Origin of the sequence: Bacillus cereus group sp. BfR-BA-01347, assembly GCF_022663835.1 — a bacterium.
Lineage (GTDB): Bacteria > Bacillota > Bacilli > Bacillales > Bacillaceae_G > Bacillus_A > Bacillus_A thuringiensis_K.
On record NZ_JAKUGG010000008.1, the window covers coordinates 104,191 to 129,596 of the forward strand.

Consider the following 25,406-nt stretch of genomic DNA (forward strand, 5'->3'; position numbering starts at 1 on the left):
CCGTACTAATTAGAGTCTCGAGTTATCTAATGAAAATATAAAATTGATCAAAATTATAGAACGGAATCGTCATGCTTACAATCGCACATAGGTATGCCGAAAATTCGGCATGTAATTGCTGAATTTTCGGCAAGAGGGGGGATGACATTGCTAGCAGTTTCGACACAAGAAGTCATTGAAGCGATTTTGGGCAGTATTGATGAGGCTATACACGCTGTAGATGAGAATGGAATTACAATATTTTATAATTCTGTAGCTGCAAAACACGATGGATCGAAGATTGAAAAAGTGTTAGGGAAACATCTGTTAGAAGCGTTCCCGTCTTTATCAAGGGAAACGAGTACATTGATGAAAGTACTAGATACAAAAAAACCTATCGTACATCAAGTACAGCATTATCAAAATTTAAATGGTGAAGATGTTTGTACAGTAAATACGACATTACCTATTTTTATAGATGGGAATATTGCTGGGGCTGTTGAAATTGCAAAGGATTACTCTACAATTCAAAAACTTACTGACACAATTGTTGATTTACAGTCGAAAATAAAGCGATCATCTAGAAAAAAAGTGATTAAAAAGCACGCTGCATTTGAGACGATAGTGACAAATGATACGCGGTTTAAACAGACGAAAGAGTTAGCACAAAAAGTAGCACCAACAGACGCGAATGTTTTAATATATGGTGAAACAGGAACAGGAAAAGAACTGTTCGTACAAGCAATTCATGAAGCTTCTAAAAGAAAAAATAAGCCATTTATTGCACAAAACTGTGCAGCTTTACCAGAGTCGCTACTAGAAAGTTTATTGTTTGGAACGACAAAAGGAAGCTATACAGGAGCGATTGAAAGAGCTGGGCTATTTGAACTGGTTGATGGTGGTACATTATTTTTAGATGAACTGAATTCAATGCCTCTTGATTTGCAGGCAAAAATGTTACGAGTGTTAGAAGATGGAGTCATTAGAAGAATTGGTGATAATAAGACGAGAAAAGTAGATGTTCGTGTTATTACCGCGATGAACCAGCCTCCAGAAATATGTTTACGAGAGAATAAAATTCGCACGGATTTATATTATCGCTTAAACGTATTTTCATTATATATCCCACCGCTTCGTGAAAGAACTGAGGATGTACTATTATTAGCATCTTATTTTTTGAAAGAATATAATAAAAGTTATAAAAAAGGTGTACTTCAAATTGATGAGGAAGCGAAAGATAGACTGCAAGCTTATCAGTGGCCTGGAAATGTCCGGGAGTTAAAACATACGATTGAACATGCTGTTATTATTGCAGAAGGAAATACATTAACAGCCAATTGTTTACCACGTATATTTCGGAAAGAGACGTTTTCGAAGAAGAAGGGTATAATGCCACTTAGAGAAGCACTTCATCAAACAGAAAAAGAATTGATAGATCAAGCGTTGATTGAAACGGAAGGGAATATATTACAAGCCGCAAAAATGTTGGGTATCCCTCGTCAAACGCTTCAATATAAACTGAGCAAGTACGACAAAACCGCCGAATAATCGGCGGTTTTTATGTGTTTGCACGAATAAAAGAGCGTTTACATATATAAATAGTAATGAATATGATGTTAAGTATTGATTTCATACAACGCTTAAAAATATTTTTTCGCTTATGTAATAGGGTTCTCCGCACAATTACTTATCAACAATGTAAAGTTGGCATAACTATTGCTTATATAAAGAATGAGCGTATAAAAAGGGGGAATAGCAATGTTACATGATGTATACAAACCAAATCGTCACTGGAAGGATATCGAATTATGGAAAGATGTTACTGAAGAGCAATGGAATGATTGGGTTTGGCAATTAACGAATACGATCAAAACGTTAGATGACTTAAGAAAAGTGATTAACTTAACACCTGAAGAAGAAGAGGGCGTTAAAATTTCAACGAAAACGATCCCGTTAAACATTACACCATACTATGCTTGGCTAATGAATCCTGATGATCCACGCTGTCCGATTCGGATGCAATCAGTACCGATTTCGGAAGAGTTATATAAAACAAAATATGATTTAGAAGATCCACTTCACGAAGATGAAGATTCACCAGTTCCAGGGCTAACACATCGTTATCCAGACCGTGTACTATTCCTAGTAACAAATCAATGTTCTATGTATTGTCGTTACTGTACACGCCGTCGTTTTAGTGGACAAATTGGAATGGGTGTACCGAAGAAACAATTAGATGATGCAATTACTTATATTCGTGAAACGCCACAAGTACGAGATGTATTAATCTCAGGTGGTGACGGACTTCTAATTAACGATAAAATTTTAGAATATGTATTAAAAAATTTAAGAGAGATTCCGCATGTTGAGATTATTCGTATCGGAACGAGAGCACCAGTAGTATTCCCACAACGTATTACAGAAAATTTATGTAACATTATTAAAAAATACCATCCAGTATGGTTAAATACACATTTCAATACATCTATTGAAATTACTGAAGAATCGAAAAAGGCATGTGAAATGTTAGCGAATGCTGGTGTTCCAGTCGGAAACCAAGCAGTAATTTTAGCTGGTATTAACGACAGCGTTCCAATTATGAAAAAACTTATGCATGACTTAGTAAAAATCCGTGTACGTCCATACTACATTTATCAATGTGACTTATCTGAAGGTATCGGTCACTTCCGTGCACCAGTATCTAAAGGTCTTGAGATTATTGAAGGTTTACGTGGACACACATCTGGTTATGCTGTTCCGACATTCGTTGTTGATGCGCCAGGTGGAGGCGGTAAAATTGCACTTCAACCAAACTATTTAATCTCACAAAGTGCAGATAAAGTTGTACTTCGTAACTTTGAAGGTGTTATTACGACGTATCCAGAGCCAGAGAGCTATATTCCAGGAAGAGCGGAAGGATACTTTAAAGAGATTTATCCGAACTACGAAGAAAAACGTTCAGATGTTGGTATCGCAGGTCTTATGAGCGATAAGAAATTTAACCTCGTTCCAGACGACTTACAGCGTATGAACCGTCGTAAAGACTACGAAGATAATGATACTCATGCATCTTTAAAAGATAAACGTGATAAGCGCGATCAATTAAAAGATAAAAAATATCAAGCACAAATGGCTAAATTAGAAGAAAACGACAAAAAAACTGAGGGTGATGCAGTATGAATTGTATGTGGTGTGACAGTACAGAAGCGAAAGAAAGCTTGAATACTGTATATTGGGAATTACCAGATGGTACGAAAGCCATTGAAATCCAAGAGACACCATGTATTTCTTGTTCCTCGTGCGGGATGGACTATCAATCAGACCATACAGTAAAAGAAATTGAAGATCAATTATTCTTAATTTACACGAAAGATTTACCAAAACAACTAACATATGAAGAATTAATGGGAAGACCACGTCTATTAAAAAGAAATTATTTCGATTTTTAACCAGCTTTTATGCTGGTTTTTTTCTTTTTTGCCTTGTATAATGTACCCAAGTTAGAAAGGTAGGGAATATTTTTGAAAAAGACATTTTACCATTATATGATGAAGCATCGTGCAGCTTTATTTAGAAATGAAATTTCAGATTTAGCAGAGGCGATGTATGATGATTTAAGTTTTCCGAAGCAATCTGAAGACTATGATGAAATTAGTTCATACTTAGAGTTGAGCGGAATGCTAGAAAGTATGTCTATATTTGATGAAGCCTGGGATTTATACATACAAGATAGATAAAAACTATTTGAAAACATACAGAATACATTACTTTATTTAAAGTGAAGTATTCTGTATGTTTTTTATTATGAAATTTGTTGATTTGAAGCTAGTCTAGTTACTAGCTTTTTTTTTGAGTGTAATGTAAATTTTATAAGATTATATTTTTTATTGAAAAAATTTATGAATATAAGCTTCTGTGATAAGCGTTTTTATGTAGGTTGCATATACTGATATCAAAATCACGACGTCAAAAAAAGGAGAGATAGAGATGGCAAGAAAAAAACAACCTAAATACAACGTAGGGGACATAGTCGTGATTACGCTATATGGAACCGTTGGGAAAATCACAAATATGAAGGTTTTAGATGGAGTTTATGTATACGAAGTCAATAATCACGATGGGTTTTACGTAGAGCAAACATTGCAGCACGTTACAGAGCAAGATATGAAAAAGGGCGATACGGAGTGGATTGAATTAAATTATAATTTTACGTTTGGTGATCTTGTGCAAGTAACTGGATATGATAAAGATGTTTTCCGTATTGTTGGTTTTCGTACAGAAGTATGGAGATATAAGAATGACGCATGGGAAGATACAATTTATGAATTGTCACGGATTACGGATGGTGAATGGTTAGAAGCGGATGAATCAGATTTAACGTTACTCGCCAATGCTCAAACGGCAAATGCAATTTTGAAGAAAATGAAACAAGATAAAGCAGGTATGAATAAATTAGATTTAGGGAAGTTAAAGTCAATTAACAACTCGAAAAAAGTGAGTGTTAAGACGAATCGTCAAGAAATCATTGATGGATTACTTGATATTTATAACGATTATCAATTATTGTTCGATACATTTAAAGATGAAGAATATAAAATTGTAATGGATGTTGTTCATAATTATTTAGTTAAATTGACAGAGAAAAAATAGTTAACTAGAAAGAGAGAATAAATTGAACAACAACATATGCAGTATAAGGTATGCCTACAACTATTAAAAAAATAAAAAGCCACTTTATAAGAGAGTCTGCCCATTGATCTTCATGCATGAACTCTTCTTTTGTTTGTCCTACTTCATATTGATTTTCCATTATTATTTCCCCCTTTGAATAGCTTGTACTACAATCGTATGTATCTCGTCCAAAGGTTATGACCTATAAAAAAATAAAATCTATTTTTCTAATCTCATATACATAATTTTGAGATTTTTTCATAAAACAGAAATAAAGGAGTGATGCTCATGAAGGAAATTGAAGTCGTGATTGATACGGAAGAGATTGCGGAGTTTTTTTATGAGCAACTAATTGAAAGAGGGTACGTCCCAAAACGAGAAGAAATTGAAGATCTCGCAGATATTACATTTGAGTATTTATTAGAGAAATGCATGATTGATGAAGTTTTTGATGAAGAGGATGAATGAAAGTAACGACGGGCATAACCCGTCGTTTTTTACTCTTTACAAACCTGTCACAAATATAGTCAATAATTATTGGTATAATGAAAAGGAAATTTTACTCAAGAGGTGAAGGAATGTTCAAAAAAATTATTGATTCTTTATTAGGAAAGAAAAAATATCGTTCGTATTCAAGTAGTGATTATCGTCGTAGAGGGCGCTCGTATTCAAGTAGCGATTATAAACGACGTTCATCTGGTTATGGACATCAACATTATAAAAGAAAACGTAAAAGCCGTAGCTTCTTTTCAAGCAGCTGATGAAATGGCGTCGTGTACTAGCATTATTTGATAGACCACTGCGAAAAAATACAATTGTTGCAGAGCGTTATAAAATTGAATCAGTAATTGGAATGGGCAGTTATGGGGTTACATATGTCGTTAATGATTTACAAATAAATAGATATAAAGTCTTAAAACAATTAAGACAAAGTAAACAAAGATATGAGTCTGGTAGAAGATCATTTGAACAAGAGAAAATGATTTTACAAACATTAAATCATCATGCAATTCCTAGTCTATATGATCATTTCCTATGGGAGAAAAAGAGCTTCTTTGTGATGGAGTACATGCCTGGTAAAAATTTTGAAGATTATATTTTCATAGATGGGTATGTATATACAGAACGTGAAGTTTTTGAGATTTTATATGAAATATTAGAAATTGTATCGGTGTTTCATAGTGAAGGCATTATTCATCGAGATTTACGCATTCCAAACATACTAATGAAAGAAAATCAAATTAGTATTATTGATTTTGGATTGGCTAAATGGAAAGGTGAGGATGATGAGCGAGCTACAACTTACGAAGGTGAACAAGCTTTGATGCGAGAAGTTCACTTTCGTAGCGACTTTTATGCGCTCGGTCATTTCTCATTATTTTTATTATATGCAGGATATGAATCTAATGAAAAACAGGAAAAACCATGGTACGAAGAATTAACTTTGGAACATTATACTCGCGAAATGCTTATGCGAATGTTACAAATAAAAACGCCGTACTATGAGAATGTACAAGATTTAAAACAAGATGTAGCTTCTGCTTTAGAAAGGATGGAGACTCCATGTTTCAAAAGTTTTTAGCAAGCGTTGGTATTGGAAGGGCAAAGGTAGATACTGTTCTTGAAAAAGATGAGTATATTGTTGGGGAAGAAATAGTTGGAAAAGTTCATATAACTGGAGGTTCAGTTAGCCAACAAATTGAAAGCATTTACTTAACATTATCAACGTCGTATGTACGAGAAGTGGATGATAAGAAAGTAACAGCAACATATGATTTAGAGCGAGTACGCTTAACAGAACCGTTTTCTGTAGAACCGAATGAAAAAGTTGACATTCCATTTTCTTTTCCAATGCCAATTGAAGCACCACTTACACTTGGTATGAAAACGGTTTGGATTCATACAGGTCTTGATATTAAACGTAGTATAGACCCAAGTGACCGCGACTACGTTCAAGTGTTACCCAATGCATTATTAAGTAGTGTTTTAGATAGTGTAAATGAATTAGGGTTTAAAGCACGTCATATAGAATGTGAAGAATTACCGCATCGATTACGTAAGCAAGTTCCATTCGCACAAGAATTTGAGTTTACTCCGGTTTCTGGAGAGTACTATGGGAAATTAGATGAATTAGAATTATTAATCTTGCCACGTGCATACGACCGATTAGAAATAATTATGGAAGTAGATAGAAAATCACGTGGATTAGCTGGTTTATTCGCTGAGGCACTTGATCTTGATGAGAAGGTGATTCGTTTTACCGTAACAAGAGAAGATATCCCTGAGATGAAGCAAAAAATTAATAATTATATTTTTTAATAAACTATGCATAAAAAAGAAATGGAGAGGAAAACTAAAACAACCGCTCCATTTTTTTGCATAGTGAGGTTATGTATGTGAAACGATATCGACATTTATACTTGCTAAGTTTTACGTTACTCATTTGTTTTGTCGTATTATCACTTTCGTATCATACCGCTTGTATTGAGAACTTTGACAATATAGTCGCACATTTTATTCAAAGCTTTCGAAACGATTATTTGACGACCTATTTTACTTGGGTGTCTTTTATCGGTTCCAAAAGAATATATTTTCCATTACTCATTATTCTTGTAATGTATTTTCTCGTTAGAAAAAAGTTGCTTAGTGCGTTGCTTCTAACAATTAATTACTACGGATCTCGTTATTTAAACAGTATGCTTAAACTATGGTACGAACGAGCAAGACCTGATGTCACGCAGCTTGTTACTGCAACTGGATATAGTTTTCCGAGCGGTCATACGATGAATGCTACTGCTTTTTTAGGATTTATTGCATACGTCACAATTACTGAAGAGCGTATTTCGTTGCATAAAAAATTGTTAATTATTCTTATAGCAAGCTTTGTTGTATTATCTATTTCAGTTAGCCGAATATATCTTGGCGTGCACTATCCATCTGACATATTAGCAGGATGGGCAGCCGGCGGTAGCTGGCTCGTTTTATGTGTTATATTCCATAAAACGTTTATAAAAAAAGAACCTATGTCATAATAGGTTCTTTTTTCATTGGCTCAACATGAATGTGTGCATGGTAAATTCCAAACTTTTTGCGAAGCATAGCTTCGATGTTGTCGGTAATACAGTGACTTTCTCCAACATCCATACGAGCATCTACTTCAATTGTAATATCAACGTACGTTTGATTCCCGTACATACGTGCTCGAATATCTACAATGTTTTCCACACCGCCAATATGCTCAATAGCATCAGCGTATTCTTCCATTTTATCAGGATCAATTCCATCTGTAAGCATATGAGAAGATTCTACGAAAATCTCCCATGCAGTTTTACAAATAATAAGACCGACAATTAAAGCGGCAATAGGGTCTAAAATAGGCATTTGGAACTGAGAACCGACAATACCTACTACAGTACCAATACTTACGAGTGCATCTGATAAGTTATCCTTTGCAGCGGCTTCTAATGATTTACTTTTTGTTCGTGCTGCAATTTTTTTCGTATACAAATACACGCAATACATAACGACAGCAGAAAATAAAGCAACCCATGCAGCGAGTACATTAGGCGCTGCGTGTTTCGGATTTAAGAAAGATTGAATGGCACTAATAACAACTTCTAATCCGACTGTTGCCATAATGAAGGAAGCAACAAGTGATGCGATTTGTTCGGCCCGCGAATGCCCATACGGATGATCTGGGTCACGAGGTTTACGAGATATTTTTAGACCAATTAATATTGCTAAAGAAGCACCGATATCCGTTAAGTTATTTAAACCGTCAGCACGCAATGCGCTAGAGAGGGTAATATAACTGATGATGATTTTCATAGAGGATAAAAATATGTAGGCCATAATGCTGACAATAGCACCTTTATCAGCTTCTTTATGAGAAAGAGTATCCATTTTAATCACTCACCTTTCTTTAAAGGAATTTCTTTCTATAAATAGAGTATCAAACGAAAGTCGTGTGGGTCTATACAAACATTGTTGACGTTTTATAGCTTTTTAAGAAGGGGATAACAAAGTTTCGTGAAGGAAAAATATGTTGAAAAGTACAAAGTCAGGGTGTGAACCTAATTAGAGTTTATTTACTAAAGAGATAGGAGGGTAGATGGATGAAGAAGCGAATACTTTTCTTACTATGTACTATTCTTATAATGACAGGGTGTAATTCATTAAACGATGAAAAACATCAAAAGATAATTGTGAAAACAGATAAAAGCCCTCTGAAAAATATTTTCCAGAGGGCTTTTATTTTAGTATGCTTCTAAAAACTCAGTAACTTGCTCTTCAGTTTTTGCATTAGCACTATGTAAGTGGCCTAGCTTCTCACTATTTTGGTATACAAGTAAACTTGGAATACCCATTACTTGATACTCTTCAGCGATACTTGGAAACTCATCTTTATTAATAGAATACCATTCAAATTTATTGAACTCTTCCATTACATCTCCGATAAAGTTGTCCATACGTACGCAATCTGGGCACCATGTAGTAAAGAACTTAACAACTACAGGCTCCTCGCTTGCGATGATGTCTTTGAATTCTTGTTCTGTTTTAATTTCTTTCATAAGTAAAACTCCTTTCAATATTACACGAATTTATATGCAAAATTCGTATTTGCAAACATGTTGCAAACTTATTATTTGTTTTTTAGTTTTGTAGTTCGTTCACACTTATAAAACTGTATTTTAAATTGTATATAACATGACTGCACTTCTAAGTGTGAAAATAACGGAACCTCACTTTACTTTATAAGCTTTTTCCAGGATTGTGTCAAACTTCTGAATTTTATACAGCAATTAAAGAAGCCCACACTTTGATTGAGTGTGGGCAGAGTGACTAAAATTAATCGCTTATTAATTTCGAATAGATATTTAAATCGATAAGCTTTCCAGCTGATTTTTCGCTCTTTCTCAGAGTCCCTTCAAAAGTAAAGTTTAATTTTTCTAATACCTTTATGGAATTTACATTTGCAGGTTCAACTTTTGCTTCAACACGATATAGTTTTAAATGTGTAAAAGCATAATCTAATAAAGAGGATATTGCTTCAGGGGCATATCCTTTACCCCAAAATTTTTTTGAAATATCATAACCAATCTCAGTCTTTGAGTTTTCAAAATCTAAGGAATTATAGCCATATGAACCGATAATGTGATTAGATTCTTTTTCAATAATAGTAAAACGTATAGCTTTATTATTTTGAGCGAGTTCGTTAAGAAATTGAATCATATCTTTTGCCTGGCTTTCATCGGTGAAATTACTTATATTCATGAATTTAGTAATCAGGATCAGACCATATTTTAAACATACTTAATGAATCAGATGCTTTCATTTGCCTTAAATATAATCGTTGTGTGTGTAGTTCAGTAATCAATACTTTTACCTCCGTTATGTTGTAAGAATAGGTAGTTTAAAAATATTGATATCTGCGCATAATTCAGTCCCTTCTAGATTAATTAACTTTTATTATACAAGAAAATTACTACAGTGAACAAAGGCGTTAATTGGTTTAGCTATTTTCTATAATTGATGGAATCAGAGAGACAAAGGAACATGGTTTCAGTGGATTTAAAGATTTTAGCCCGCTATTTGTGAGCAGTAAGACCCCACCTTAAAATTCAGCAGAAGCAAAGAAGTTAGGTGGCGGTCGGGCTGCCCGTAAAAGCCCGATTGGTGAGGGCTAATAATCAGTGGGGGATGAACACCCCCCATTGATTAGAGTTTCACTTTATTCAATTCTTTAACAAACCCCTTATCTGGAAATTAAAGAACGCCTTGGGAGAAAGGCGTTCCATGACCAAGGAATGTATGGAAAATGATACTAAATGATTCATAATGAGATGATCATAAGTATTGTATGTATTTCTCTAATGTATGTGAAGTCTTTATTTCATAATATCGAAAAAGAACATGCATATAAGCATGCTCTTTCACAAGAAAGATAGATTTCTATGAGTGGATGCCTCCATACAATAATATATGCTTGTCCAGTTAAAAGGTGAAAAGTTTTATTAAAATCGTTATTTCAATGGAGAAGCCCTAGGATTAGGAGGCTAGGGCTTCAAGTCATGGTATATCTCACACGAAATTATAAAAAGAAAAGAACGTATTGAAGATAACACATGAATATTTCATATTTTATTATAAAAACTGTATAAGGCTAGAATTTATATAAATGTAATGGAAATTAATTAATAAAAAATTTTATTAGGGATTTGCCTTAATCATTTATAACAGTCAAGAATATTTATAAAATATGACTGTAGAAACAGGTCCGATTTTTATAACGATGGAGGGAATTGGTGTGGACATAACTCAAAGTATGGCCAGAATAGTGGTTAATGGGAAAGATATTCCGTTTACTTCAGTTAGAACTTCAATATGGAATCAAGGACCTGTAAATGATTTAATTGTTTCGACAAATCGGAGAGTCGAGGAGTTTTATCAATTTATGTGGTCACAAGTGCCAGTTACGCTCAAAATGTATTTTCTTCAGGGAGCGGACTTGATGAGATTTGCTAGAATTGTTGGAATCGATCAAAGTGTAACGGGAGAATATATATATCATTTCTTTTGGGGATAAAATGAATTTAAAGCAGTTTAATAGCTGTTTTTTTATTTTATAGAGACATGATTCGAAGGCGAAGAATATGTATGGCTAGGAAGAGTAGTTTAGATCGTGATATAGATAAATTATTATCGCTTCTAAGTTTTTAAAAAATTTTCAAGAAAATCGGGAGGTTCTAATTGGATATATATCAACGCTTAGTTATTAATAGGAAATATAATGAAGGTTAAAAAGTTTAATGGGAATTTATTTATTTTTTCCAATCATAAAATGCGCAATTTATGTGAAGAGAATAATGACTAGTAAGTGGTTTAATACATTTAAAGATAGGAACATAAAAAAAGCGGTGTTAGTAATATGTATTATACAAAACAATGTAGAGAAACGATCAATATATAGGTGTTATTTTTAAGGATGTTTGTTTTTATAAGACAATATAATAAAGAAGGAACAGGTTAAGGGACAGTTTGAATTTCTAACAGAGAGCTGTGTGATTAAATAGGATAAAAGTAATTATTTAATGTTGGGATAGGTTATAAATGGAGAACCAATTAAAAGAAATATTTGGTGCATTGATAGCAGCTATAGGTACAATAACTTCCGCTATTGGAAGTACACCGTTCTATTTTATAAGCAGTAATGTAAGGGAGAATCTGAATATATATGGAAACACATTGCAAGCAGTTGGTAACGCTTTAGAGGCTGATGGTCAAGGGGAAATTTCCTTTGAAAAAATTGGAAACGAAATCCAATCAATTGGTAATGTAACTGTAATATCAGGGTTAGTTATTGATTTTACAGATGAAACAAAAGTTAAATTGGTTATTTCTGGAAATTGGGCGCAGGCTTTAGGAGGACTTACAGCATTAGCAGATGAATTTGAAGATACTTCAGATAAAGATGAGTCTTTTAATGTTGTAGGAAACTTATTGCAAGCTATAGGAAATTCCTTGCAAGCGATTGGAGGGATATATGAGCTAAAAAGTATTAGAAGAGATCGGCAGGATAGTAAAGAAAATCTAGTAAATGATACAGGGGAAATTTTAGACAATCAAGCAAATAGTCAACCGGATAAAAAGAAAGAAGGCCAGTTAATAGATACCATAGGAAGTTGGATCCAAGCCGTAGGTTCTGTATTTTCATTAATTGGACAAATACGTGAAGAAAGTGAGGAGTTAGAAGGGAGCGATAAATAGACTAGTTGTAAAAGAGCCTCACATATTGCGCATATTTGATAGTAGGAAAATTTTTTATTGAATGCTAAGTTTAAAATTATATGATGCAGTAAGTAAAAAGGGTTCAAGGAGTATTAATAGTTTAATAAAAAAGAGCGGTTAGCAAAAGCGAAAAGTTTTCATGAAAACTGGTAATAGAAACTGCTTTTTAGAAAAATAACATATACTTATTGAAAATGGAATACAGGAGTTCGTATTGTAGGTTTTGCATATGGCTATTCGTTCTCAGGAATTACACGTGAATTAGTAGGATTGTTAGTTTAGTAGTAATGAAACTTATGACGAATATTTCGATAGATACCATTATCCAAGTGGTGTCTTTTTTATTGTTAAGGAATAAATAAAAAAGAGAGTTTAAACCCTCTTTTTTATAATTATCTAACTATTATGCGCAAATTGGAATTCCTAATGCTATTAGAGTCAATGCTACTTGAAGAGAAAGCTCTAATCTAGCAATTTCGATTCCAGCAACTGAAACCACTAAAAGAGGTTGTCCATTAACGAACAAAACACAACTTCCCATGCTTACGCCTCCTCTCTAGTAATCTAATATAGTATATGGATTAAACTTTAAAAGTGTAATAGTTAAATGTATGAATTTAATATAATTAATAAATTAAACTATTATATTTAATAAATTAAAATTGACCTAACAGCTGCTTTTTTGTCACTTTATAAGAAGGGTCAGAATATATTAGAAGTATAAAAATTATAGGAGTGATAGATATGTTCTTTGCAAAATTGCGTGGTAGAAATGAAGTTCCACCAGTAGAAACAGATGCTCGAGGAGAGGGTTTCTTTAAATTAAGTCGGGACGAGCTTAGCCTAAGGTTCAAGTTAGATTTATTCAATATAGAGGATGTAGTAGCTGCCCATCTGCATCTTGGATTAAAAGGAACGAACGGCCCTGTTGTAGCTTTTTTATTTGGACCGATAACAAATCCAGTTTCAATAGAGTGCGCAACTCTTACGGGAATGATTACTCAAGAAGATTTGGTTGGACCGTTAGCGGGTCAAACATTAGGCACTCTTGTAAATGAGATTATATCTGGAAACATATATATTAATGTTCATACAGTACAACATCCTAATGGTGAAATTCGTGGACAACTAAATTATTGCTAATGAATAATGGTAGTAGGAAAATTTAGCGAGAAACAAAAAGCATCCGTTGAGGGTGCTTTTATTTGGAGAATGATATTTAGATTAAAAATGTTTAAACTTAATAAAAGCTAGTGAATTAGCTTTCAGCACTCACTGAAATATAGAATCATAACATACTTTGTAATAACTTATACGAAAGTGAGTTGAAAATCATGTTTTATTCATATTTTAATTCTGAAACTGGTATGCGACCAGCGTATGGTACATCTATAACGTATAGTGGAGCACAAAGTACAGTCCAAGCTATTCAACAAGCATTGCAAATGCAACAACAATTGCAAATGCAGCAAGGTGTACAACCGTATTATTCATCCGTAGAGTATTTTTACCCAGTATATCAAGTTCCACCGTACGGAAGTTCTTTTCTGACTATTCCATATGGAGCTGTATACAACTTATAACTAGTAAGGAATGAAGTGGTGTATATAAATAAGGGTGCAGGTTAATAGCGCCCTTATGAATAATAAGAATAGCTAGTCCAAACCTTATAAATCAATCTTACATAATATGTAGTAATAAGTTTGAAAGGGGAATTAGTATGTCTTGTTATTACTACTGTAAGCATTGTAAGGAGTATAAAAAGAAGCATCATGATTGTTGTAAGAACACTAGTAAGTGTCATGATAACAAGGACAATCTTGTTAGAGCATCGGCATTTAGAGCTAGAAATACTGTGAATCAAAATGTTCCTGCTAATACTTTTGTGAAAGTGTTATTTCAAAATGAACAATTTGATTTAGCGAATGAGTATAATCCAGCAACATCTATTTTTATGCCGAAGACTAAAGGTGTATATTCTATTATTGGAACGATTGGTTTCTTTCCAAACAATCCAACTTTAAATTATAGAGCGCGTGTAGAAATTCGTGTGAATGGAAACGCAGCGATAGCTATAGATAATGACTTTTTTGGTCCAATCAGTTTTGGAAATGTAGTAAGTGTTTCGACGATTGTTCAATTGAATGCAGGGGATGAAGTTGAGGTTTATGCACAAAGTAGTATAGATGGAGTTTTAAGTCCTTTAGAAGATGGAGCACATTTTGAAGCAGCAAGATTTCCTTCGCCGATTAAATAAAGTCATTAAACATTGAGTTTACAGAAGCTTAAAGGTAAATCCTCACCGAAATGGTGAGGGTTTTTTACTCTATTAAAAATAGTAACAGGTCGTCCAAGCTATTCTAATCTATATAGCATACTATATAAAAATAAGTGTAAAGGGGGACTAACTATGTCTTATTATTACTGTAAGTATTGTAAAGATTACAAAAAGGAAAGTCATGATTGTTATAGAAAAAGTAGTAAATGTGATAGGAAGTATGTAAAGGTGAAGTGTTGTGATGATAAGAAAGAGGAGCTTGTAAGGGCATCGGCATTTAGAGCTGTGAATACAGTTAATCAACCTGTTCTAGCAAATACTCCTGTTAAAGTATTATTTCAAAATGAACAATTTGATCTAGCGAATGAATATAATCCAGTAACATCCATTTTCACTCCGAAAACTAGAGGGGTATATAGTGTATTAGGAAATATAACATTTTCTCCAAATGATTTTAATGTGAATTACAGAGCTAGAGTAGAAATTCGTGTAAATGGAAATCCAGCAATAGCGATAGATAATGATTTCTTTGGAACAGGAGTATTTTTTAATAATGATGTTTCAGTAACTACTATTCTTCAATTAGAAGCAGGAGATTCAGTTGAAGTTTTTGCAGAAAGTAGTATTGCGGGCGTAATTGTACAAAATGTTAATGGTTTAAATACGGTTCACTTTGAAGCGGCAAGATTTCCTTCTCCAATTAAATAAAACAGATCATTAAATGTTTTTTAGTAGGTTTAGTTAATCCCCTTACCAAATGGTGGGGGATTATTATTGTTTTTCTAAAATATATAAGTAAACAGGTAAAGTGTAGTTTAATTTGTAGAGGCTTTAACCTTATTCAGATAATGAAAAAAATAATATGTAAATAAGTAACATGCTTCTGAAAACTCAGTGTTAGTAAGTTTACTAGTTTTTTTATAGAACAAGAAAGACGAAATACATAAAAGATCGTATCATTACGTTTTTTCTTTACTATATAGAAATTACATATTGAACATAAATTTGTGTAGGGAATGCTAGTACACTGAAAAGAATAACATAAAGGCGATTACACTATATAAAAACAAAATCAATCCTAAGATGAGTAGTATTGGATGCAGCTTGAACATATTTGACCTCCTTGAGTACATAAAGAATTTTAATATATTGTTGGTCAATTTAGAAGGGGACGGTTACATAAAAAAAGAGCATACATAATAAGTACGCTCCAAAGAAAGATAGGTTTTATGAGTGGATAATCTCCATACGATAATATATGTCCTTTTAATAAAAACGTGTAAAAAATCAATGAATTATCAATGGAATATCATAAAATGAGTAATTTTAGTCTAGGAATGCAGTCATTTTCTTTCTCAGTTATTTTAGGTAACAAAGTTGTGAAAATCGTGCATTATGCGGACTAACAACGGGATAACGATCGTACTTCAGTTACATATTTCTTAAAGTCTGGATATTGCGTGATAGTTTGACATTTTGGGGTGCATAGTTGATTAATAATAGACACATTTGTAATTACTTCGTTACAAGGACCGAAAAATGTAACTTTTAGCTTTGAATTTGGTGGGATTTTGAACACGATAGGCTTTTTTTCCATGAAATCAGCTCCTAATATTGAGTATTATAATTTAATGGATATAGAGTCGTATTAGTATAATATGAAATTTCAGTGGATTTGCTTATAATAAAGAATTTCATAGTAGTAAAAGTGCTTAAAGATGTAAAAGGGAAATTGAGAATGCGAAATAAAATGTTTAATTAATATAATCAATAAATACGAAAATAGTTAATATAACTAATACATTTTTTAATTTGTTACATATTATGTTAGTAAGAATGGTATAAGGAGGTAATATAAAGTAGTGGAAGAAAATGTACAAGCTCAGCTTTCGCCACCGTGGATCACATATTTTAATGAATTGAAAAATTCAATAGGTGCTGATCCAACTGTTACAGTTGGGCCACTTATTCCTGTTGGTGGTAATTATATTATTTTAGTGCATGCGTTAAGCAACGAAAAAGCGAGAGCATTAGCAACGCTTTTAAAATCTTTTGTACAATTTGGGAATGTAAGTGTGACAGTTATTGTAACGAATAATGAGAATGAAATTGTAAATCCATTTCCTTGTCCACTAGATGCATTTGAAATAGCTCATTTATTTCAAGTAGCACTAGAAAATAATCCTTATTTTGAACAAGTTGTGGTACAGCCTCAGTTCCCTGGCGGACCGAATGTTGTCTTTCCGGTTTTCGCTGCGGAAGTCATTCAGTTTTTCAATGACGATATTTCTAACTTATGTCAAACGTTTACAGGTGTTGCTGCCAATGTATTTCGTGATGTAATGAATGATGAGATTTGTGGTATCCCAATTCTATTTTCCACAAGTTGTGTTATGAGCAGTGAAAATCAAGAATTACAAAATACAGATTTAGCACCAAAGTTGTTTTATTAAACTGTAAAAAGACATTTTCATTAATAGAAAATGTCTTTTTTTATGCACCAATAGTGTTCAGGTTGGAAAATTGTGATTTAAAAGGAGTAAACTTCAATTAATTAAAATTTTTCTAAATCTCAAATTTCATGTAGAGGTAGTAATTTTGACTTAAGAATATATAGAAAATGAGGGATGAAATTTTTTAGTTGAAAGGAAATCGATACTGAAAGTTATAACTTAATAATATAGGGGATTTTTTCTAATATATGTAAAAATGATTGGTAGGACGAGATTACATAATAAATGAATAGTAGGGTGTATTTCGAATATTTTATGTGGCATACATGTTAAAGTTTATAGAAATATTTCTGAAAGAGAATATATTTTGAAAAACGGTAAAGATTCTTTTTACTTATATTATAGATAGCTAGTTTTAGAGAGCTGAGGCTTACAATAAAACTAGCTATGAATAGGACATTCAAAAGGAGCTGGAATGTATGGGGTATATTGTAGACATTTCAAAATGGAATGGAACTATCAATTGGGATATTGCAGCATCTCAGCTAGATTTAGTGATTGCTAGAGTTCAAGATGGCTCTAATACGGTGGATTTTATGTATCAAAATTATGTTAGTGAAATGAAAAAGCATAGTATCCCATTTGGTAATTATGCTTTTTGCCGTTTTATATCTATTGCTGATGCGAAGAAAGAGGCGCGAGATTTTTGGAATCGTGGTGATCAATCTGCTAAGTTTTGGGTAGCGGACGTAGAAGTTCAAACGATGGTAGATATGCAAGGCGGGACACAGGCATTTATTGATGAATTACGCCGTTTAGGTGCGGAAAAAGTAGGATTATATGTAGGGCATCACACGTATCTATCATTTGGAGCACGTAATATTGAAGCTGATTTCGTATGGATCCCTCGTTATGGAGGGAATAAGCCAGCATATCCATGCGATATGTGGCAATATACGGATTCAGGGAATGTTCCTGGGATTGGGAAATGTGATCTGAATCGATTAGTAGGAAATAAGTCACTTTCTTGGTTTATAAATTCGAACAAAGCAAATCAATCTAACATAGTGTATACACAGCAACCGAATGGCATTGGTATTGCAGTTTCGAAATATCCTGATGGATATGGAATAAATTTATATGAAAACCCCATGAATCCCCAATTTACAGGTACACTCACTCAGAAAATTCCATATTTAATCTTAGCAGGTTATTGGGGAGGCGGTGAGCAAGATATGATTTGTTTAGGGAACGATAAGCAGTGGGTATATTTAAAACATTTTAATGTGAAATGGTTTTATGCAACTTCAAAATATCCTGTCGGTTACGGAGTAAATTATTATGAAGAGCCTGAATGTATGAATTATAAAGGAAACATAGATGGATCGACATCTTTTCGAGTGTGGGGTAGAGTGGGAAATGCGGTAGATATCGGGCAGAATAGTTGGATACCTGAAAAACATGTAATTATTAAGCAACTATAGAAGCTATATTTTTTTGAGAATTATATAAAGAGTCTTCTTACTATGCATAGTAAGAAGACTCTTTATATTTAAAAATGAAAATACATGATACATAGTCAACTCATATGAAATGAATTACATGTAGAAAACACACTGTTTTCACAATGACTGTGTATAGTTAATTTGCATAATGATAAAAGTGAGGTATTTGAATTGAAAAAGAAGAAAATATTTATTGGAACAATTATTTCATGCATGATGCTAGCATTATCTGCATGTGGTTCCTCAGACAACGTAGTAACATCAAAAGTAGGAAATGTTACAGAGAAAGAATTAAGTAAAGAATTACGACAACAATATGGAGAAAGTACTTTATATCAAATGATGTTAAGTAAGGCATTGCTAGATAAATATAAAGTTTCAGATGAGGAAGCAAAAAAGAAAGTAGAAGAAGCAAAAGATAAAATGGGTGAAAACTTTAAATCGACTTTAGAACAACTTGGGTTGAAAAATGAAGATGAATTAAAAGAAAAAATGAAGCCAGAAATTGCATTTGAGAAAGCGATTAAAGCAACAGTTACAGATAAAGATGTGAAAGATAACTATAAACCAGAAATGAAAGTAAGTCACATTTTAGTGAAAGATGAAAAAACGGCTAAAGAAATAAAGGAGAAAGTAAATAATGGTGAAGATTTTGCTGCCTTAGCAAAACAGTATTCAGAAGATACTGGTTCAAAGGAACAGGGCGGGGAAATATCTGGTTTTGCTCCTGGGCAAACAGTGAAAGAATTTGAGGAAGCTGCGTATAAATTAGATGCAGGCCAAGTAAGTGAGCCGGTTAAAACAATTTACGGTTACCATATTATTAAAGTGACGGATAAAAAAGAATTAAAGCCATTTGATGAAGTAAAGGATAAAATTCGTAAAGATATAGAACAACAAAGACTACAAGATACGACAGGTAAATGGAAACAACAAGTAGTCAATGATTTATTGAAAGATGCTGATATTAAAGTGAATAATAAAGAATTTAAAGATACATTTAAATTTCTAGAAAAGAAATAATGACTGTAATCATAATTAGAAAAGGGAACTCATGTAGAGTTCCCTTTTTCTAATTAGTGTGTGAGTTATAAATAGATAGTAAGACAATACAATATTACATTTAAATATTAAGAATTACAATGGAAAATTATGGATTGTAATTATTTCAACGAAAGTGGATATTCTACGGTTTTCATTATGCAAGTTTATTACATATATTTACTCTTTAATAATGGATATCGAACATAATTTAAAAAATAATACATATAATGTTTTTGAATAAATATTTAACATGGATAATTAGTAAAAAGCTGAGCATTCGATTGGAAAGGATGTTCTTTTTCATATGAAAATTTTAGGATAAAGAATGAATCGTTTTAAACGCGTCATTTACCACATCAATAAATTAAGGTGGTGGAGAATATATGAAAGTAATCTTTCAAGGAGAGGGCGGCGCGAAAATTTTTGAGTCATATGATGAAAATGTAAGTGATTTATTAGCTATATTAAAAGAAACGAAAGGGATTAAAATCGGGATGGTTGAGTATAAAGTGTTAAAGTACGAACTTAATTATTTTCGTCATCCGAAAAAAGCGGATACAGAGAGAGAGTTACATATAATAGTACAACCTAAGTATATGTAATAAAATATAATAATAAAAATCATTGATTCAGTTTTGTAAAGTTCCATAGAGTATGTAAGAAAAGAGAGTGTTGTAAATGCTCTCTTTTCTTATGCTTTGTGAGTTCGTTCATCATAGTATATGTTTTCAGTTATAGATGGTTAATAAACGATAAAACTTTAAAACTTTTTCGTTTAGGCAGGGATTTTATATTTGAGTAAATAAATATACTATGAAGTATTTTTTATACGAATACTGGAGGAGTATAAAATGAGTTTAGCAAGTTACATAGGCTGTAATGTAGAAATTCCGTTAACGGATCCGGATTCTAATAATCTAATTGTTTTTGGACCGTGTTTTTCAGATGAAAGTATGCTTGAAATTGTACAAGATTATCAATTCCAAACAAATTACACATATGAGGTTTCAACTAGTTGGGGAATTGAACTTGTCGAGTGGCAAAATGTAAAGGAAAAAAAGAAGCGAAAGAAAAACTTTTAACTTTATGCAAGATTATGGAAGGTTATTTGGAAGATGGAGACTATTTCGAATTATTTAGTTGTTGGGTTGGTGATGAAGATAAGGAACGAGTAGGGGAATTGAACTTAAAAATAAATCATTTTAATATAGATGAATTATGTATTCCAGAAAGAACATTAGTTAGGATAGAAAAATAAGCTTTGAAATATTTTTTAGAAAAAGGCGATTTCACTTTGGGTGAAGTCGCCTTTTAGTTGTTATATGCATGTTATATAAGAAATGAGAAGTTTATTTGATAAAGGAAAAAAGTATGGAGATAAATAAAATTATGTTTTTTGTTAAGAAATAATAAGTATGGCTCTTCTCAAAAGAACGTAAGTTCGTGTATAATAAGAACGAATGTTCTTTTAAGAGGTAACCTAATTATAGTTTAGAAGTAAATCCGAGTTTAGTGAGTATTAAAAATAACTAAGGGATAGTATGGCTAAATAAATGTATAAATGATCAAGGAGATAAAAAATGAACGATGTAAAGATACAAAAAGAAGAAAGAGAGTGGGTTCCGTTTACAGTAATGTCCGAACAACTTTTAAATATGAGAAAGATTATTGGAGAGAAATTAAAAGTACAAAAACCGCTTTTAACAAATGAAGCAAAAGAGAGAATTTCTGATAAATTATTAACGTCATTATTGTCTGAGAAAGAAATATTGGTAACATATTTTGAAGATGGTTACATACTAACAAGCTACATGACTGTTGTACATATCAATCCGGTAAAACAAATTGTAATTTGTACAGACGCCTTTTATAAAACTTACGTATTTAACGCTATGGATATTATTGAAATAACGTAAAAGAAGCTGAATATTAAATGGCAGCTTCTTTTATTTCTGATTTATGAGACAAATAATACAAGAAAAAGCAGCTAGCTTCGTGCTAGCTGCTGAGCCCCAGGGAAAGGGAGAAAAAGATAGGGTACTCCAAAATCAACAAGAGCTGTCAAACAGCCTGATTATAGTATAGACAAATTAAAATTTTCTATACAGAAAGTTGAACATAAGATTAGGCTGTACCCACTTGGTTTTGATCTGCAAGGTCAGAATCAAATGTATTGGTCGCGCTAACACCGCTAAAAGTATTAACAACAAAACCAACGTTTGATGCGCCGGAACCATTATAAGCTTTCGTATTTTCTTTCGGAGATACGTTGTAGAAATCACCTAAGTTAAATGATCCATTGCTATTTTGTACAACTAAATTTCCTACAACTGAGGGCATAATTTTCACCTGCTTTATAATAAGTTGTTAACATTACTATATGGAGTTATAGTCCAGATGGTTCATACAATAAAAATTGTGGAATAGTAAAACGTTTGGAGCGTGGATTTCAATAAAAGTGTGTTAAAATTAATATAATAAAGTTGAGTAATTTTTTTAAAAATTTTGTATAATTGATATATATGAAAATAAAGGAGGCAAAATGTAATGAAAGATATTATGAAAAAAGTTGATTTAACAGATGCCAAATCAAGTAATCTTGTTGCATTAATTTATAGTAATGAAGTTATATTAGTTGAAGACGCATTTTGTCCAAATGAAATAAAATTAAAGTTTAATGAAATTGCAATTTTATCTGCAATTAAAACAGCTCATATTGCGAAAGTGTCTATTAGGAAAGAACTTGAAGCGCTTTTTCATGACACGGGTGTTATATTAGTGAAACAAAATGTTGATTATGGCAGTAGCCAATCTATTACCATGCATTTTGAGCAATTTAAAAAATTGCAAGATGAGATTGAACATTTAAATAAAAGTATGTAATAAAGCAGCTAAATAAAGGTTCTATCATAAAGGTGGAATGTGTTGTGTTGAAAAAGTGGTTTAAAAATTATTTGGGTGAATCGCATTGTAAACATAAATATATTTTTATTAAGAGGCAGGATAATGAGGATTTTAAAAAATGTATATTAGGTGTAGTTTATATTTACCAGTGTGAGAAATGTGAAAAAGAGAAGTTGAAATGTAAAAACAATAATGAAATAAACAATGAATTTTTAGATATATAGCAAAAAGTAACCATGATGGTTACTTTTTTTGCTTATGTATGCAATATCAAAACCATTACTAAAGTATGAGTTGAGTTGATACTATAGTAAATCGCTGAATAAAAATGAAGAGAGTAAGATATAGGGAAGGAGGATGAGAGAAATGAAGCGAAAAGAAATTAGTAAATCTGTAATTATTACAGGCGTGACACAAGGGTTAGGACGTGCGATGGTTGATCGATTTCATGAATTAGGGTGGAACATATATGGTTGTGGACGTTCAAAAAATAAAATTGAAGAACTAAAAAAACAGCACAGTAAAATACATGATTTCCAAGTAATTGATGTTTCAGATTCTCAGCAAGTTAATAACTGGGCAAATTATATACTTAATAGACATACGGCTCCCGATCTGATAATAAATAATGCATCGATTGTAAATCAAAATGCACAACTTTGGAAAATTACGGCTCAAGAATTCGAAAATGTAATGAATGTAAACGTGAATGGTGTAGTAAATGTAATAAGAGCGTTTGTTCCCGCAATGGTATCTAGGAAAGAAGGAATTATCATTAATATGAGTTCTAGTTGGGGGAGAGAAGGTGAAGCTGAGCTTGCGCCATATTGTGCCTCGAAATTTGCAATTGAAGGTATCACTAAATCTATGGCCCTGGAATTACCCCATGGCATGGCTGTAGTTGCTTTAGATCCTGGAGGGAGTATTAGTACTCCAATGCTGAAGTCATGTGCGCCACAATATATAAATGAATCGCCTACACCTGAAACTTGGTCACATAAAGCAATTGAATATATATTGAATATAACAATAGATAAAAATGGAGATTCATTGACATGCCCAGCATGCATATAAAAAGCACCTTTAAGGTGCTTTTTATATTAGTAGCACATTATATCATTCACAAAATTACATCTGAAAAATAAAATAAAAGATTAAGGGTGAGATTTGTTTGTTTTGAAAGCTTTAGAAAATATTTGAATAGGTGATAAAAATGAATCCAAGCAGTTTAAAAGTGACAGGGGCATGGTTTCAAGTAGGGGGGAATCTTACAGCTGCTATTGGAACGACAAGAGGATTTATTGGAGAAGAGAAAGTTGAATCGGAACTTGTTATTGTAGGAAGCTCATTACAAGCCCTCGGGTATATATTACAAATCATTGCGAGCAATTATGATGATGGGGAAGAAAAAAGAGAGAATCAAAGTAAATTACTTGATCAAATAGGAATTGAGTTATTAGCATTAGGAAATATATCAAATGTAATAGGAATATATTTTAATATAAATGAACAATTGAAAGAAAATAATTATCTTATCATTACAGGGAACAGTTTACAATCGATTGGTGCTTTTCTAGGAGTAGAAGCAGCTTTGGTGGATATAAATGTATTACAGAAAATTATTATACTGGGTAACTCCATGCAAAGTTTAGGAGCTGGATTACAAGCGTATCAAGGTGTTTTAAATGTATTGAAAGATGAGAAAGAAAATAAAGATAGTATTTTTGATAAGAAGGATGAGAGAATCATTGCACTCATTGGTATTTGGATACAAGCGACAGGAACGTTAATTTCCGCAATTGGAATAACTGCAATAGAGGAAGAAAATAGGCTAGAAAACAATGAAAAGTCTGAAATACTTATATAAATAGAAGGAGATACATTGATTTTAGAGGCAGGTTAAGATTAAAATGGTAGTAGGTTTTTTTGCGTATATTTTGAAAAGTGATATATAAAATACAAAATAAGGAGTTTTCAAGGGATGATGTATTTATTAGCAATTTTTCTTCCACCTGTTGCTGTATTATTTTGTGGAAAACCAATTCAGGCAATCATAAATTTCATATTAACATTAATATTTTGGGTTCCAGGGGTTATACATGCAATTCTTGTAGTGCATGATAAAAAAGCTGATCGGCGTTTGAAAAAACAAATTCAAGCATATGATGAAATTAATAAGAGGAATCGAAGATAATTCATCTGCAAAATGTTTTTAAAAGAAAGGAGGATTAACCTCCTTTCTTTTTTAGTGGGTGTTAAGTTTAAATTTTTGTGTGGCGGAAAGAATTTTTAATGTAAGTATTATGATAATAACTTTTAGATTGTGCATGTAATAGGCCAGTATAAATGCTTTCTGGTACATTAAAGAAATCATACATACCATTCTTTAATTGGATTCGCAAAATCATAGAAAAAGGATTATAACCAACAGCAACTATATTTTTTGAGGTAACCGGAGATAGCTTCATTATTATGCAACTCCTTATTTTTCATTTTTAATAATTCTTTGTAGGCAACGGTATTGTGGTGTTGAAATCTTTATAATTAAAGAGGTATTATACTTATATGCAATATATTAAATATTTGTTATACGTAATTATAAGGAAGTTCACACGAAGTACATATCGTTGTGCTATTTTTATTTCACCTTTGATTTATAAATAAGAAAATATTGACCATTTGAAAAAAAGGTATATTATTTATACGAGGTATTAAAAATTCACTTTTTACATTCTATGCTTAGAGGGGCAGCGTTATTAGGAAAAATAGAAGTGAAAATAGTTT

35 protein-coding genes and 1 pseudogene are annotated in these 25,406 nt (G+C 32.3%); 28 read left to right on the top strand and 8 right to left on the bottom strand.

Annotation, left to right across the window (positions count from 1 at the left end; genetic code table 11):
• The first annotated feature begins 141 nt into the window (after positions 1–141).
• From rocR to MR143_RS14400, 5 genes are all read left to right on the top strand, one after another.
• Positions 142–1,527 carry an arginine utilization transcriptional regulator RocR gene (rocR, locus tag MR143_RS14380; protein WP_080029637.1) on the top strand — a complete coding sequence of 462 codons (1,386 nt, stop codon included), beginning with the start codon at positions 142–144 and terminating at the stop codon, positions 1,525–1,527.
• Positions 1,528–1,737: 210 nt separating this feature from the next.
• Entirely contained in the window at positions 1,738–3,159 is a 1,422-nt protein-coding gene (gene kamA, locus MR143_RS14385) for a lysine 2,3-aminomutase (RefSeq protein ID WP_000902147.1), read from the top strand.
• On the top strand, positions 3,156–3,428 hold the full coding sequence (locus MR143_RS14390; RefSeq protein ID WP_000995763.1) for a YokU family protein: 273 nt from the start codon (positions 3,156–3,158) through the stop codon (positions 3,426–3,428). The genes kamA and MR143_RS14390 overlap by 4 nt, the downstream gene beginning before the upstream one ends.
• A 72-nt stretch (positions 3,429–3,500) precedes the next feature.
• Entirely contained in the window at positions 3,501–3,716 is a 216-nt protein-coding gene (locus MR143_RS14395) for a YozE family protein (RefSeq protein WP_000750717.1), read from the top strand.
• Between the two features lie 250 nt (positions 3,717–3,966).
• Entirely contained in the window at positions 3,967–4,629 is a 663-nt protein-coding gene (locus tag MR143_RS14400) for a hypothetical protein (RefSeq protein ID WP_000101499.1), read from the top strand.
• Between the two features lie 4 nt (positions 4,630–4,633).
• Here the strand turns inward: MR143_RS14400 and MR143_RS14405 are convergent, their stop codons facing one another.
• Entirely contained in the window at positions 4,634–4,789 is a 156-nt protein-coding gene (locus MR143_RS14405) for a DUF3930 family protein (RefSeq protein WP_000431486.1), read from the bottom strand.
• Between the two features lie 149 nt (positions 4,790–4,938).
• Here MR143_RS14405 and MR143_RS14410 point away from each other — a divergent pair, with 149 nt between their 5' ends.
• From MR143_RS14410 to MR143_RS14430, 5 genes are all read left to right on the top strand, one after another.
• Positions 4,939–5,118 carry a YozD family protein gene (locus tag MR143_RS14410; RefSeq protein WP_000658451.1) on the top strand — a complete coding sequence of 60 codons (180 nt, stop codon included), beginning with the start codon at positions 4,939–4,941 and terminating at the stop codon, positions 5,116–5,118.
• A gap of 110 nt (positions 5,119–5,228) precedes the next feature.
• Positions 5,229–5,411, top strand: a complete 183-nt coding sequence (locus MR143_RS14415) for a hypothetical protein (RefSeq protein WP_000473371.1) — start codon at positions 5,229–5,231, stop codon at positions 5,409–5,411.
• The gene (locus MR143_RS14420; protein WP_000872068.1) at positions 5,411–6,232 is read left to right on the top strand and encodes a serine/threonine protein kinase; all 822 of its coding nucleotides are present in this window, start codon (positions 5,411–5,413) and stop codon (positions 6,230–6,232) included. Before MR143_RS14415 ends, MR143_RS14420 begins: the two co-directional genes overlap by 1 nt.
• Positions 6,214–6,969: a sporulation protein gene (locus tag MR143_RS14425; protein WP_242280808.1), complete on the top strand. Its 756-nt coding sequence runs from the start codon at positions 6,214–6,216 to the stop codon at positions 6,967–6,969. The genes MR143_RS14420 and MR143_RS14425 overlap by 19 nt, the downstream gene beginning before the upstream one ends.
• Positions 6,970–7,046: 77 nt before the next feature.
• On the top strand, positions 7,047–7,682 hold the full coding sequence (locus tag MR143_RS14430; protein ID WP_000833370.1) for a phosphatase PAP2 family protein: 636 nt from the start codon (positions 7,047–7,049) through the stop codon (positions 7,680–7,682).
• On the opposite strand, the gene MR143_RS14435 is transcribed toward MR143_RS14430, so the two are convergent.
• The 3 genes and pseudogenes from MR143_RS14435 to MR143_RS14445 form a co-directional block, all read right to left on the bottom strand.
• Positions 7,672–8,553, bottom strand: a complete 882-nt coding sequence (locus MR143_RS14435) for a cation diffusion facilitator family transporter (protein ID WP_000380379.1) — start codon at positions 8,551–8,553, stop codon at positions 7,672–7,674. The genes MR143_RS14430 and MR143_RS14435 overlap by 11 nt on opposite strands.
• Positions 8,554–8,906: 353 nt before the next feature.
• Entirely contained in the window at positions 8,907–9,221 is a 315-nt protein-coding gene (locus MR143_RS14440) for a thioredoxin family protein (RefSeq protein ID WP_000658788.1), read from the bottom strand.
• Between the two features lie 277 nt (positions 9,222–9,498).
• Positions 9,499–10,027, bottom strand: a pseudogene (locus MR143_RS14445) (GNAT family N-acetyltransferase).
• 882 nt (positions 10,028–10,909) lie between these two features.
• Here MR143_RS14445 and MR143_RS14450 point away from each other — a divergent pair.
• Both MR143_RS14450 and MR143_RS14455 read left to right on the top strand, forming a co-directional pair.
• Positions 10,910–11,236, top strand: a complete 327-nt coding sequence (locus MR143_RS14450) for a hypothetical protein (protein WP_199717810.1) — start codon at positions 10,910–10,912, stop codon at positions 11,234–11,236.
• A 524-nt stretch (positions 11,237–11,760) separates the two neighbouring features.
• Positions 11,761–12,417 (top strand): DUF6944 family repetitive protein, encoded by a 657-nt coding sequence (locus MR143_RS14455; protein ID WP_000431338.1) that lies wholly within the window; start codon positions 11,761–11,763, stop codon positions 12,415–12,417.
• A 424-nt stretch (positions 12,418–12,841) separates the two neighbouring features.
• Here the strand turns inward: MR143_RS14455 and MR143_RS14460 are convergent, their stop codons facing one another.
• Positions 12,842–12,979 carry a DUF3956 family protein gene (locus MR143_RS14460; RefSeq protein WP_000534225.1) on the bottom strand — a complete coding sequence of 46 codons (138 nt, stop codon included), beginning with the start codon at positions 12,977–12,979 and terminating at the stop codon, positions 12,842–12,844.
• 203 nt (positions 12,980–13,182) lie between these two features.
• On the opposite strand from MR143_RS14460, the gene MR143_RS14465 reads away from it, so the two are divergent.
• The 4 genes from MR143_RS14465 (at position 13,183) to MR143_RS14480 (ending at position 15,424) form a co-directional block, all read left to right on the top strand.
• Positions 13,183–13,581, top strand: a complete 399-nt coding sequence (locus tag MR143_RS14465; protein WP_000464545.1) for a CHRD domain-containing protein — start codon at positions 13,183–13,185, stop codon at positions 13,579–13,581.
• 191 nt (positions 13,582–13,772) lie between these two features.
• Positions 13,773–14,021, top strand: coding sequence for a DUF3947 family protein (locus tag MR143_RS14470; protein ID WP_242280809.1), 249 nt, complete (start codon positions 13,773–13,775; stop codon positions 14,019–14,021).
• A gap of 137 nt (positions 14,022–14,158) precedes the next feature.
• Complete coding sequence (locus MR143_RS14475) at positions 14,159–14,695, top strand: C1q-like domain-containing protein (protein ID WP_002181583.1); 537 nt, start codon at positions 14,159–14,161, stop codon at positions 14,693–14,695.
• 153 nt (positions 14,696–14,848) lie between these two features.
• Positions 14,849–15,424 carry a complement C1q domain-containing protein gene (locus MR143_RS14480; protein ID WP_000122944.1) on the top strand — a complete coding sequence of 192 codons (576 nt, stop codon included), beginning with the start codon at positions 14,849–14,851 and terminating at the stop codon, positions 15,422–15,424.
• 694 nt (positions 15,425–16,118) lie between these two features.
• Here the strand turns inward: MR143_RS14480 and MR143_RS14485 are convergent.
• Positions 16,119–16,313: a hypothetical protein gene (locus MR143_RS14485; protein WP_000412557.1), complete on the bottom strand. Its 195-nt coding sequence runs from the start codon at positions 16,311–16,313 to the stop codon at positions 16,119–16,121.
• A gap of 265 nt (positions 16,314–16,578) precedes the next feature.
• Between MR143_RS14485 and MR143_RS14490 the strand changes: the two genes are divergently transcribed.
• The 7 genes from MR143_RS14490 to MR143_RS14520 all read left to right on the top strand — a co-directional run bounded on the left by MR143_RS14490 (position 16,579) and on the right by MR143_RS14520 (position 21,634).
• Positions 16,579–17,169 carry a hypothetical protein gene (locus MR143_RS14490; RefSeq protein ID WP_000392280.1) on the top strand — a complete coding sequence of 197 codons (591 nt, stop codon included), beginning with the start codon at positions 16,579–16,581 and terminating at the stop codon, positions 17,167–17,169.
• Between the two features lie 479 nt (positions 17,170–17,648).
• Positions 17,649–18,653, top strand: a complete 1,005-nt coding sequence (locus MR143_RS14495; protein ID WP_000540665.1) for a glycoside hydrolase family 25 protein — start codon at positions 17,649–17,651, stop codon at positions 18,651–18,653.
• A gap of 192 nt (positions 18,654–18,845) precedes the next feature.
• Entirely contained in the window at positions 18,846–19,697 is an 852-nt protein-coding gene (locus tag MR143_RS14500) for a peptidylprolyl isomerase PrsA (RefSeq protein WP_000727341.1), read from the top strand.
• A gap of 404 nt (positions 19,698–20,101) precedes the next feature.
• Entirely contained in the window at positions 20,102–20,320 is a 219-nt protein-coding gene (locus MR143_RS14505; RefSeq protein WP_000864279.1) for a hypothetical protein, read from the top strand.
• A 249-nt stretch (positions 20,321–20,569) separates the two neighbouring features.
• Entirely contained in the window at positions 20,570–20,800 is a 231-nt protein-coding gene (locus MR143_RS33445) for a KH domain-containing protein (protein ID WP_000050517.1), read from the top strand.
• Between the two features lie 26 nt (positions 20,801–20,826).
• The gene (locus tag MR143_RS33450) at positions 20,827–20,976 is read left to right on the top strand and encodes a hypothetical protein (RefSeq protein ID WP_194807957.1); all 150 of its coding nucleotides are present in this window, start codon (positions 20,827–20,829) and stop codon (positions 20,974–20,976) included.
• A 322-nt stretch (positions 20,977–21,298) separates the two neighbouring features.
• A complete protein-coding gene (locus MR143_RS14520; RefSeq protein ID WP_001999741.1) occupies positions 21,299–21,634 on the top strand; it encodes a YolD-like family protein in 336 nt (111 codons plus the stop codon).
• 208 nt (positions 21,635–21,842) lie between these two features.
• Here MR143_RS14520 and gerPF read toward each other — a convergent pair whose 3' ends face one another.
• Positions 21,843–22,058, bottom strand: a complete 216-nt coding sequence (gene gerPF / locus MR143_RS14525) for a spore germination protein GerPF (protein WP_001141569.1) — start codon at positions 22,056–22,058, stop codon at positions 21,843–21,845.
• 207 nt (positions 22,059–22,265) lie between these two features.
• Between gerPF and MR143_RS14530 the strand changes: the two genes are divergently transcribed.
• From MR143_RS14530 to MR143_RS14550, 5 genes are all read left to right on the top strand, one after another.
• Positions 22,266–22,601, top strand: coding sequence for a hypothetical protein (locus MR143_RS14530; protein ID WP_000651907.1), 336 nt, complete (start codon positions 22,266–22,268; stop codon positions 22,599–22,601).
• Between the two features lie 44 nt (positions 22,602–22,645).
• On the top strand, positions 22,646–22,846 hold the full coding sequence (locus MR143_RS14535) for a hypothetical protein (protein ID WP_000915147.1): 201 nt from the start codon (positions 22,646–22,648) through the stop codon (positions 22,844–22,846).
• Between the two features lie 142 nt (positions 22,847–22,988).
• Positions 22,989–23,696 (top strand): SDR family oxidoreductase, encoded by a 708-nt coding sequence (locus MR143_RS14540; protein WP_000823067.1) that lies wholly within the window; start codon positions 22,989–22,991, stop codon positions 23,694–23,696.
• Between the two features lie 139 nt (positions 23,697–23,835).
• Entirely contained in the window at positions 23,836–24,489 is a 654-nt protein-coding gene (locus MR143_RS14545; protein WP_001070045.1) for a DUF6944 family repetitive protein, read from the top strand.
• Between the two features lie 114 nt (positions 24,490–24,603).
• On the top strand, positions 24,604–24,816 hold the full coding sequence (locus MR143_RS14550; RefSeq protein ID WP_000990219.1) for a YqaE/Pmp3 family membrane protein: 213 nt from the start codon (positions 24,604–24,606) through the stop codon (positions 24,814–24,816).
• Positions 24,817–24,883: 67 nt separating this feature from the next.
• Here MR143_RS14550 and MR143_RS14555 read toward each other — a convergent pair whose 3' ends face one another.
• On the bottom strand, positions 24,884–25,090 hold the full coding sequence (locus tag MR143_RS14555; RefSeq protein ID WP_000777844.1) for a KTSC domain-containing protein: 207 nt from the start codon (positions 25,088–25,090) through the stop codon (positions 24,884–24,886).
• Positions 25,091–25,406: the final 316 nt, after the last annotated feature.

Excerpts from the sequence above, each read along its gene's own strand:
- rocR (WP_080029637.1), top strand. The coding sequence starts at position 142 with ATGACATTGCTAGCAGTTTCGACACAAGAAGTCATTGAAGCGATTTTG.
- kamA (WP_000902147.1), top strand. The coding sequence starts at position 1,738 with ATGTTACATGATGTATACAAACCAAATCGTCACTGGAAGGATATCGAA.
- MR143_RS14390 (WP_000995763.1), top strand. The coding sequence starts at position 3,156 with ATGAATTGTATGTGGTGTGACAGTACAGAAGCGAAAGAAAGCTTGAAT.
- MR143_RS14400 (WP_000101499.1), top strand. The coding sequence starts at position 3,967 with ATGGCAAGAAAAAAACAACCTAAATACAACGTAGGGGACATAGTCGTG.
- MR143_RS14405 (WP_000431486.1), bottom strand. The coding sequence starts at position 4,789 with ATGGAAAATCAATATGAAGTAGGACAAACAAAAGAAGAGTTCATGCAT.
- MR143_RS14410 (WP_000658451.1), top strand. The coding sequence starts at position 4,939 with ATGAAGGAAATTGAAGTCGTGATTGATACGGAAGAGATTGCGGAGTTT.
- MR143_RS14415 (WP_000473371.1), top strand. The coding sequence starts at position 5,229 with ATGTTCAAAAAAATTATTGATTCTTTATTAGGAAAGAAAAAATATCGT.
- MR143_RS14420 (WP_000872068.1), top strand. The coding sequence starts at position 5,411 with ATGAAATGGCGTCGTGTACTAGCATTATTTGATAGACCACTGCGAAAA.
- MR143_RS14425 (WP_242280808.1), top strand. The coding sequence starts at position 6,214 with ATGTTTCAAAAGTTTTTAGCAAGCGTTGGTATTGGAAGGGCAAAGGTA.
- MR143_RS14435 (WP_000380379.1), bottom strand. The coding sequence starts at position 8,553 with ATGGATACTCTTTCTCATAAAGAAGCTGATAAAGGTGCTATTGTCAGC.
- MR143_RS14440 (WP_000658788.1), bottom strand. The coding sequence starts at position 9,221 with ATGAAAGAAATTAAAACAGAACAAGAATTCAAAGACATCATCGCAAGC.
- MR143_RS14450 (WP_199717810.1), top strand. The coding sequence starts at position 10,910 with ATGACTGTAGAAACAGGTCCGATTTTTATAACGATGGAGGGAATTGGT.
- MR143_RS14455 (WP_000431338.1), top strand. The coding sequence starts at position 11,761 with ATGGAGAACCAATTAAAAGAAATATTTGGTGCATTGATAGCAGCTATA.
- MR143_RS14460 (WP_000534225.1), bottom strand. The coding sequence starts at position 12,979 with ATGGGAAGTTGTGTTTTGTTCGTTAATGGACAACCTCTTTTAGTGGTT.
- MR143_RS14465 (WP_000464545.1), top strand. The coding sequence starts at position 13,183 with ATGTTCTTTGCAAAATTGCGTGGTAGAAATGAAGTTCCACCAGTAGAA.
- MR143_RS14470 (WP_242280809.1), top strand. The coding sequence starts at position 13,773 with ATGTTTTATTCATATTTTAATTCTGAAACTGGTATGCGACCAGCGTAT.
- MR143_RS14475 (WP_002181583.1), top strand. The coding sequence starts at position 14,159 with ATGTCTTGTTATTACTACTGTAAGCATTGTAAGGAGTATAAAAAGAAG.
- MR143_RS14480 (WP_000122944.1), top strand. The coding sequence starts at position 14,849 with ATGTCTTATTATTACTGTAAGTATTGTAAAGATTACAAAAAGGAAAGT.
- MR143_RS14485 (WP_000412557.1), bottom strand. The coding sequence starts at position 16,313 with ATGGAAAAAAAGCCTATCGTGTTCAAAATCCCACCAAATTCAAAGCTA.
- MR143_RS14495 (WP_000540665.1), top strand. The coding sequence starts at position 17,649 with ATGGGGTATATTGTAGACATTTCAAAATGGAATGGAACTATCAATTGG.
- MR143_RS14505 (WP_000864279.1), top strand. The coding sequence starts at position 20,102 with ATGAAAGTAATCTTTCAAGGAGAGGGCGGCGCGAAAATTTTTGAGTCA.
- MR143_RS33445 (WP_000050517.1), top strand. The coding sequence starts at position 20,570 with ATGAGTTTAGCAAGTTACATAGGCTGTAATGTAGAAATTCCGTTAACG.
- MR143_RS14520 (WP_001999741.1), top strand. The coding sequence starts at position 21,299 with ATGAACGATGTAAAGATACAAAAAGAAGAAAGAGAGTGGGTTCCGTTT.
- gerPF (WP_001141569.1), bottom strand. The coding sequence starts at position 22,058 with ATGCCCTCAGTTGTAGGAAATTTAGTTGTACAAAATAGCAATGGATCA.
- MR143_RS14530 (WP_000651907.1), top strand. The coding sequence starts at position 22,266 with ATGAAAGATATTATGAAAAAAGTTGATTTAACAGATGCCAAATCAAGT.
- MR143_RS14540 (WP_000823067.1), top strand. The coding sequence starts at position 22,989 with ATGAAGCGAAAAGAAATTAGTAAATCTGTAATTATTACAGGCGTGACA.
- MR143_RS14545 (WP_001070045.1), top strand. The coding sequence starts at position 23,836 with ATGAATCCAAGCAGTTTAAAAGTGACAGGGGCATGGTTTCAAGTAGGG.
- MR143_RS14550 (WP_000990219.1), top strand. The coding sequence starts at position 24,604 with ATGATGTATTTATTAGCAATTTTTCTTCCACCTGTTGCTGTATTATTT.
- MR143_RS14555 (WP_000777844.1), bottom strand. The coding sequence starts at position 25,090 with ATGAAGCTATCTCCGGTTACCTCAAAAAATATAGTTGCTGTTGGTTAT.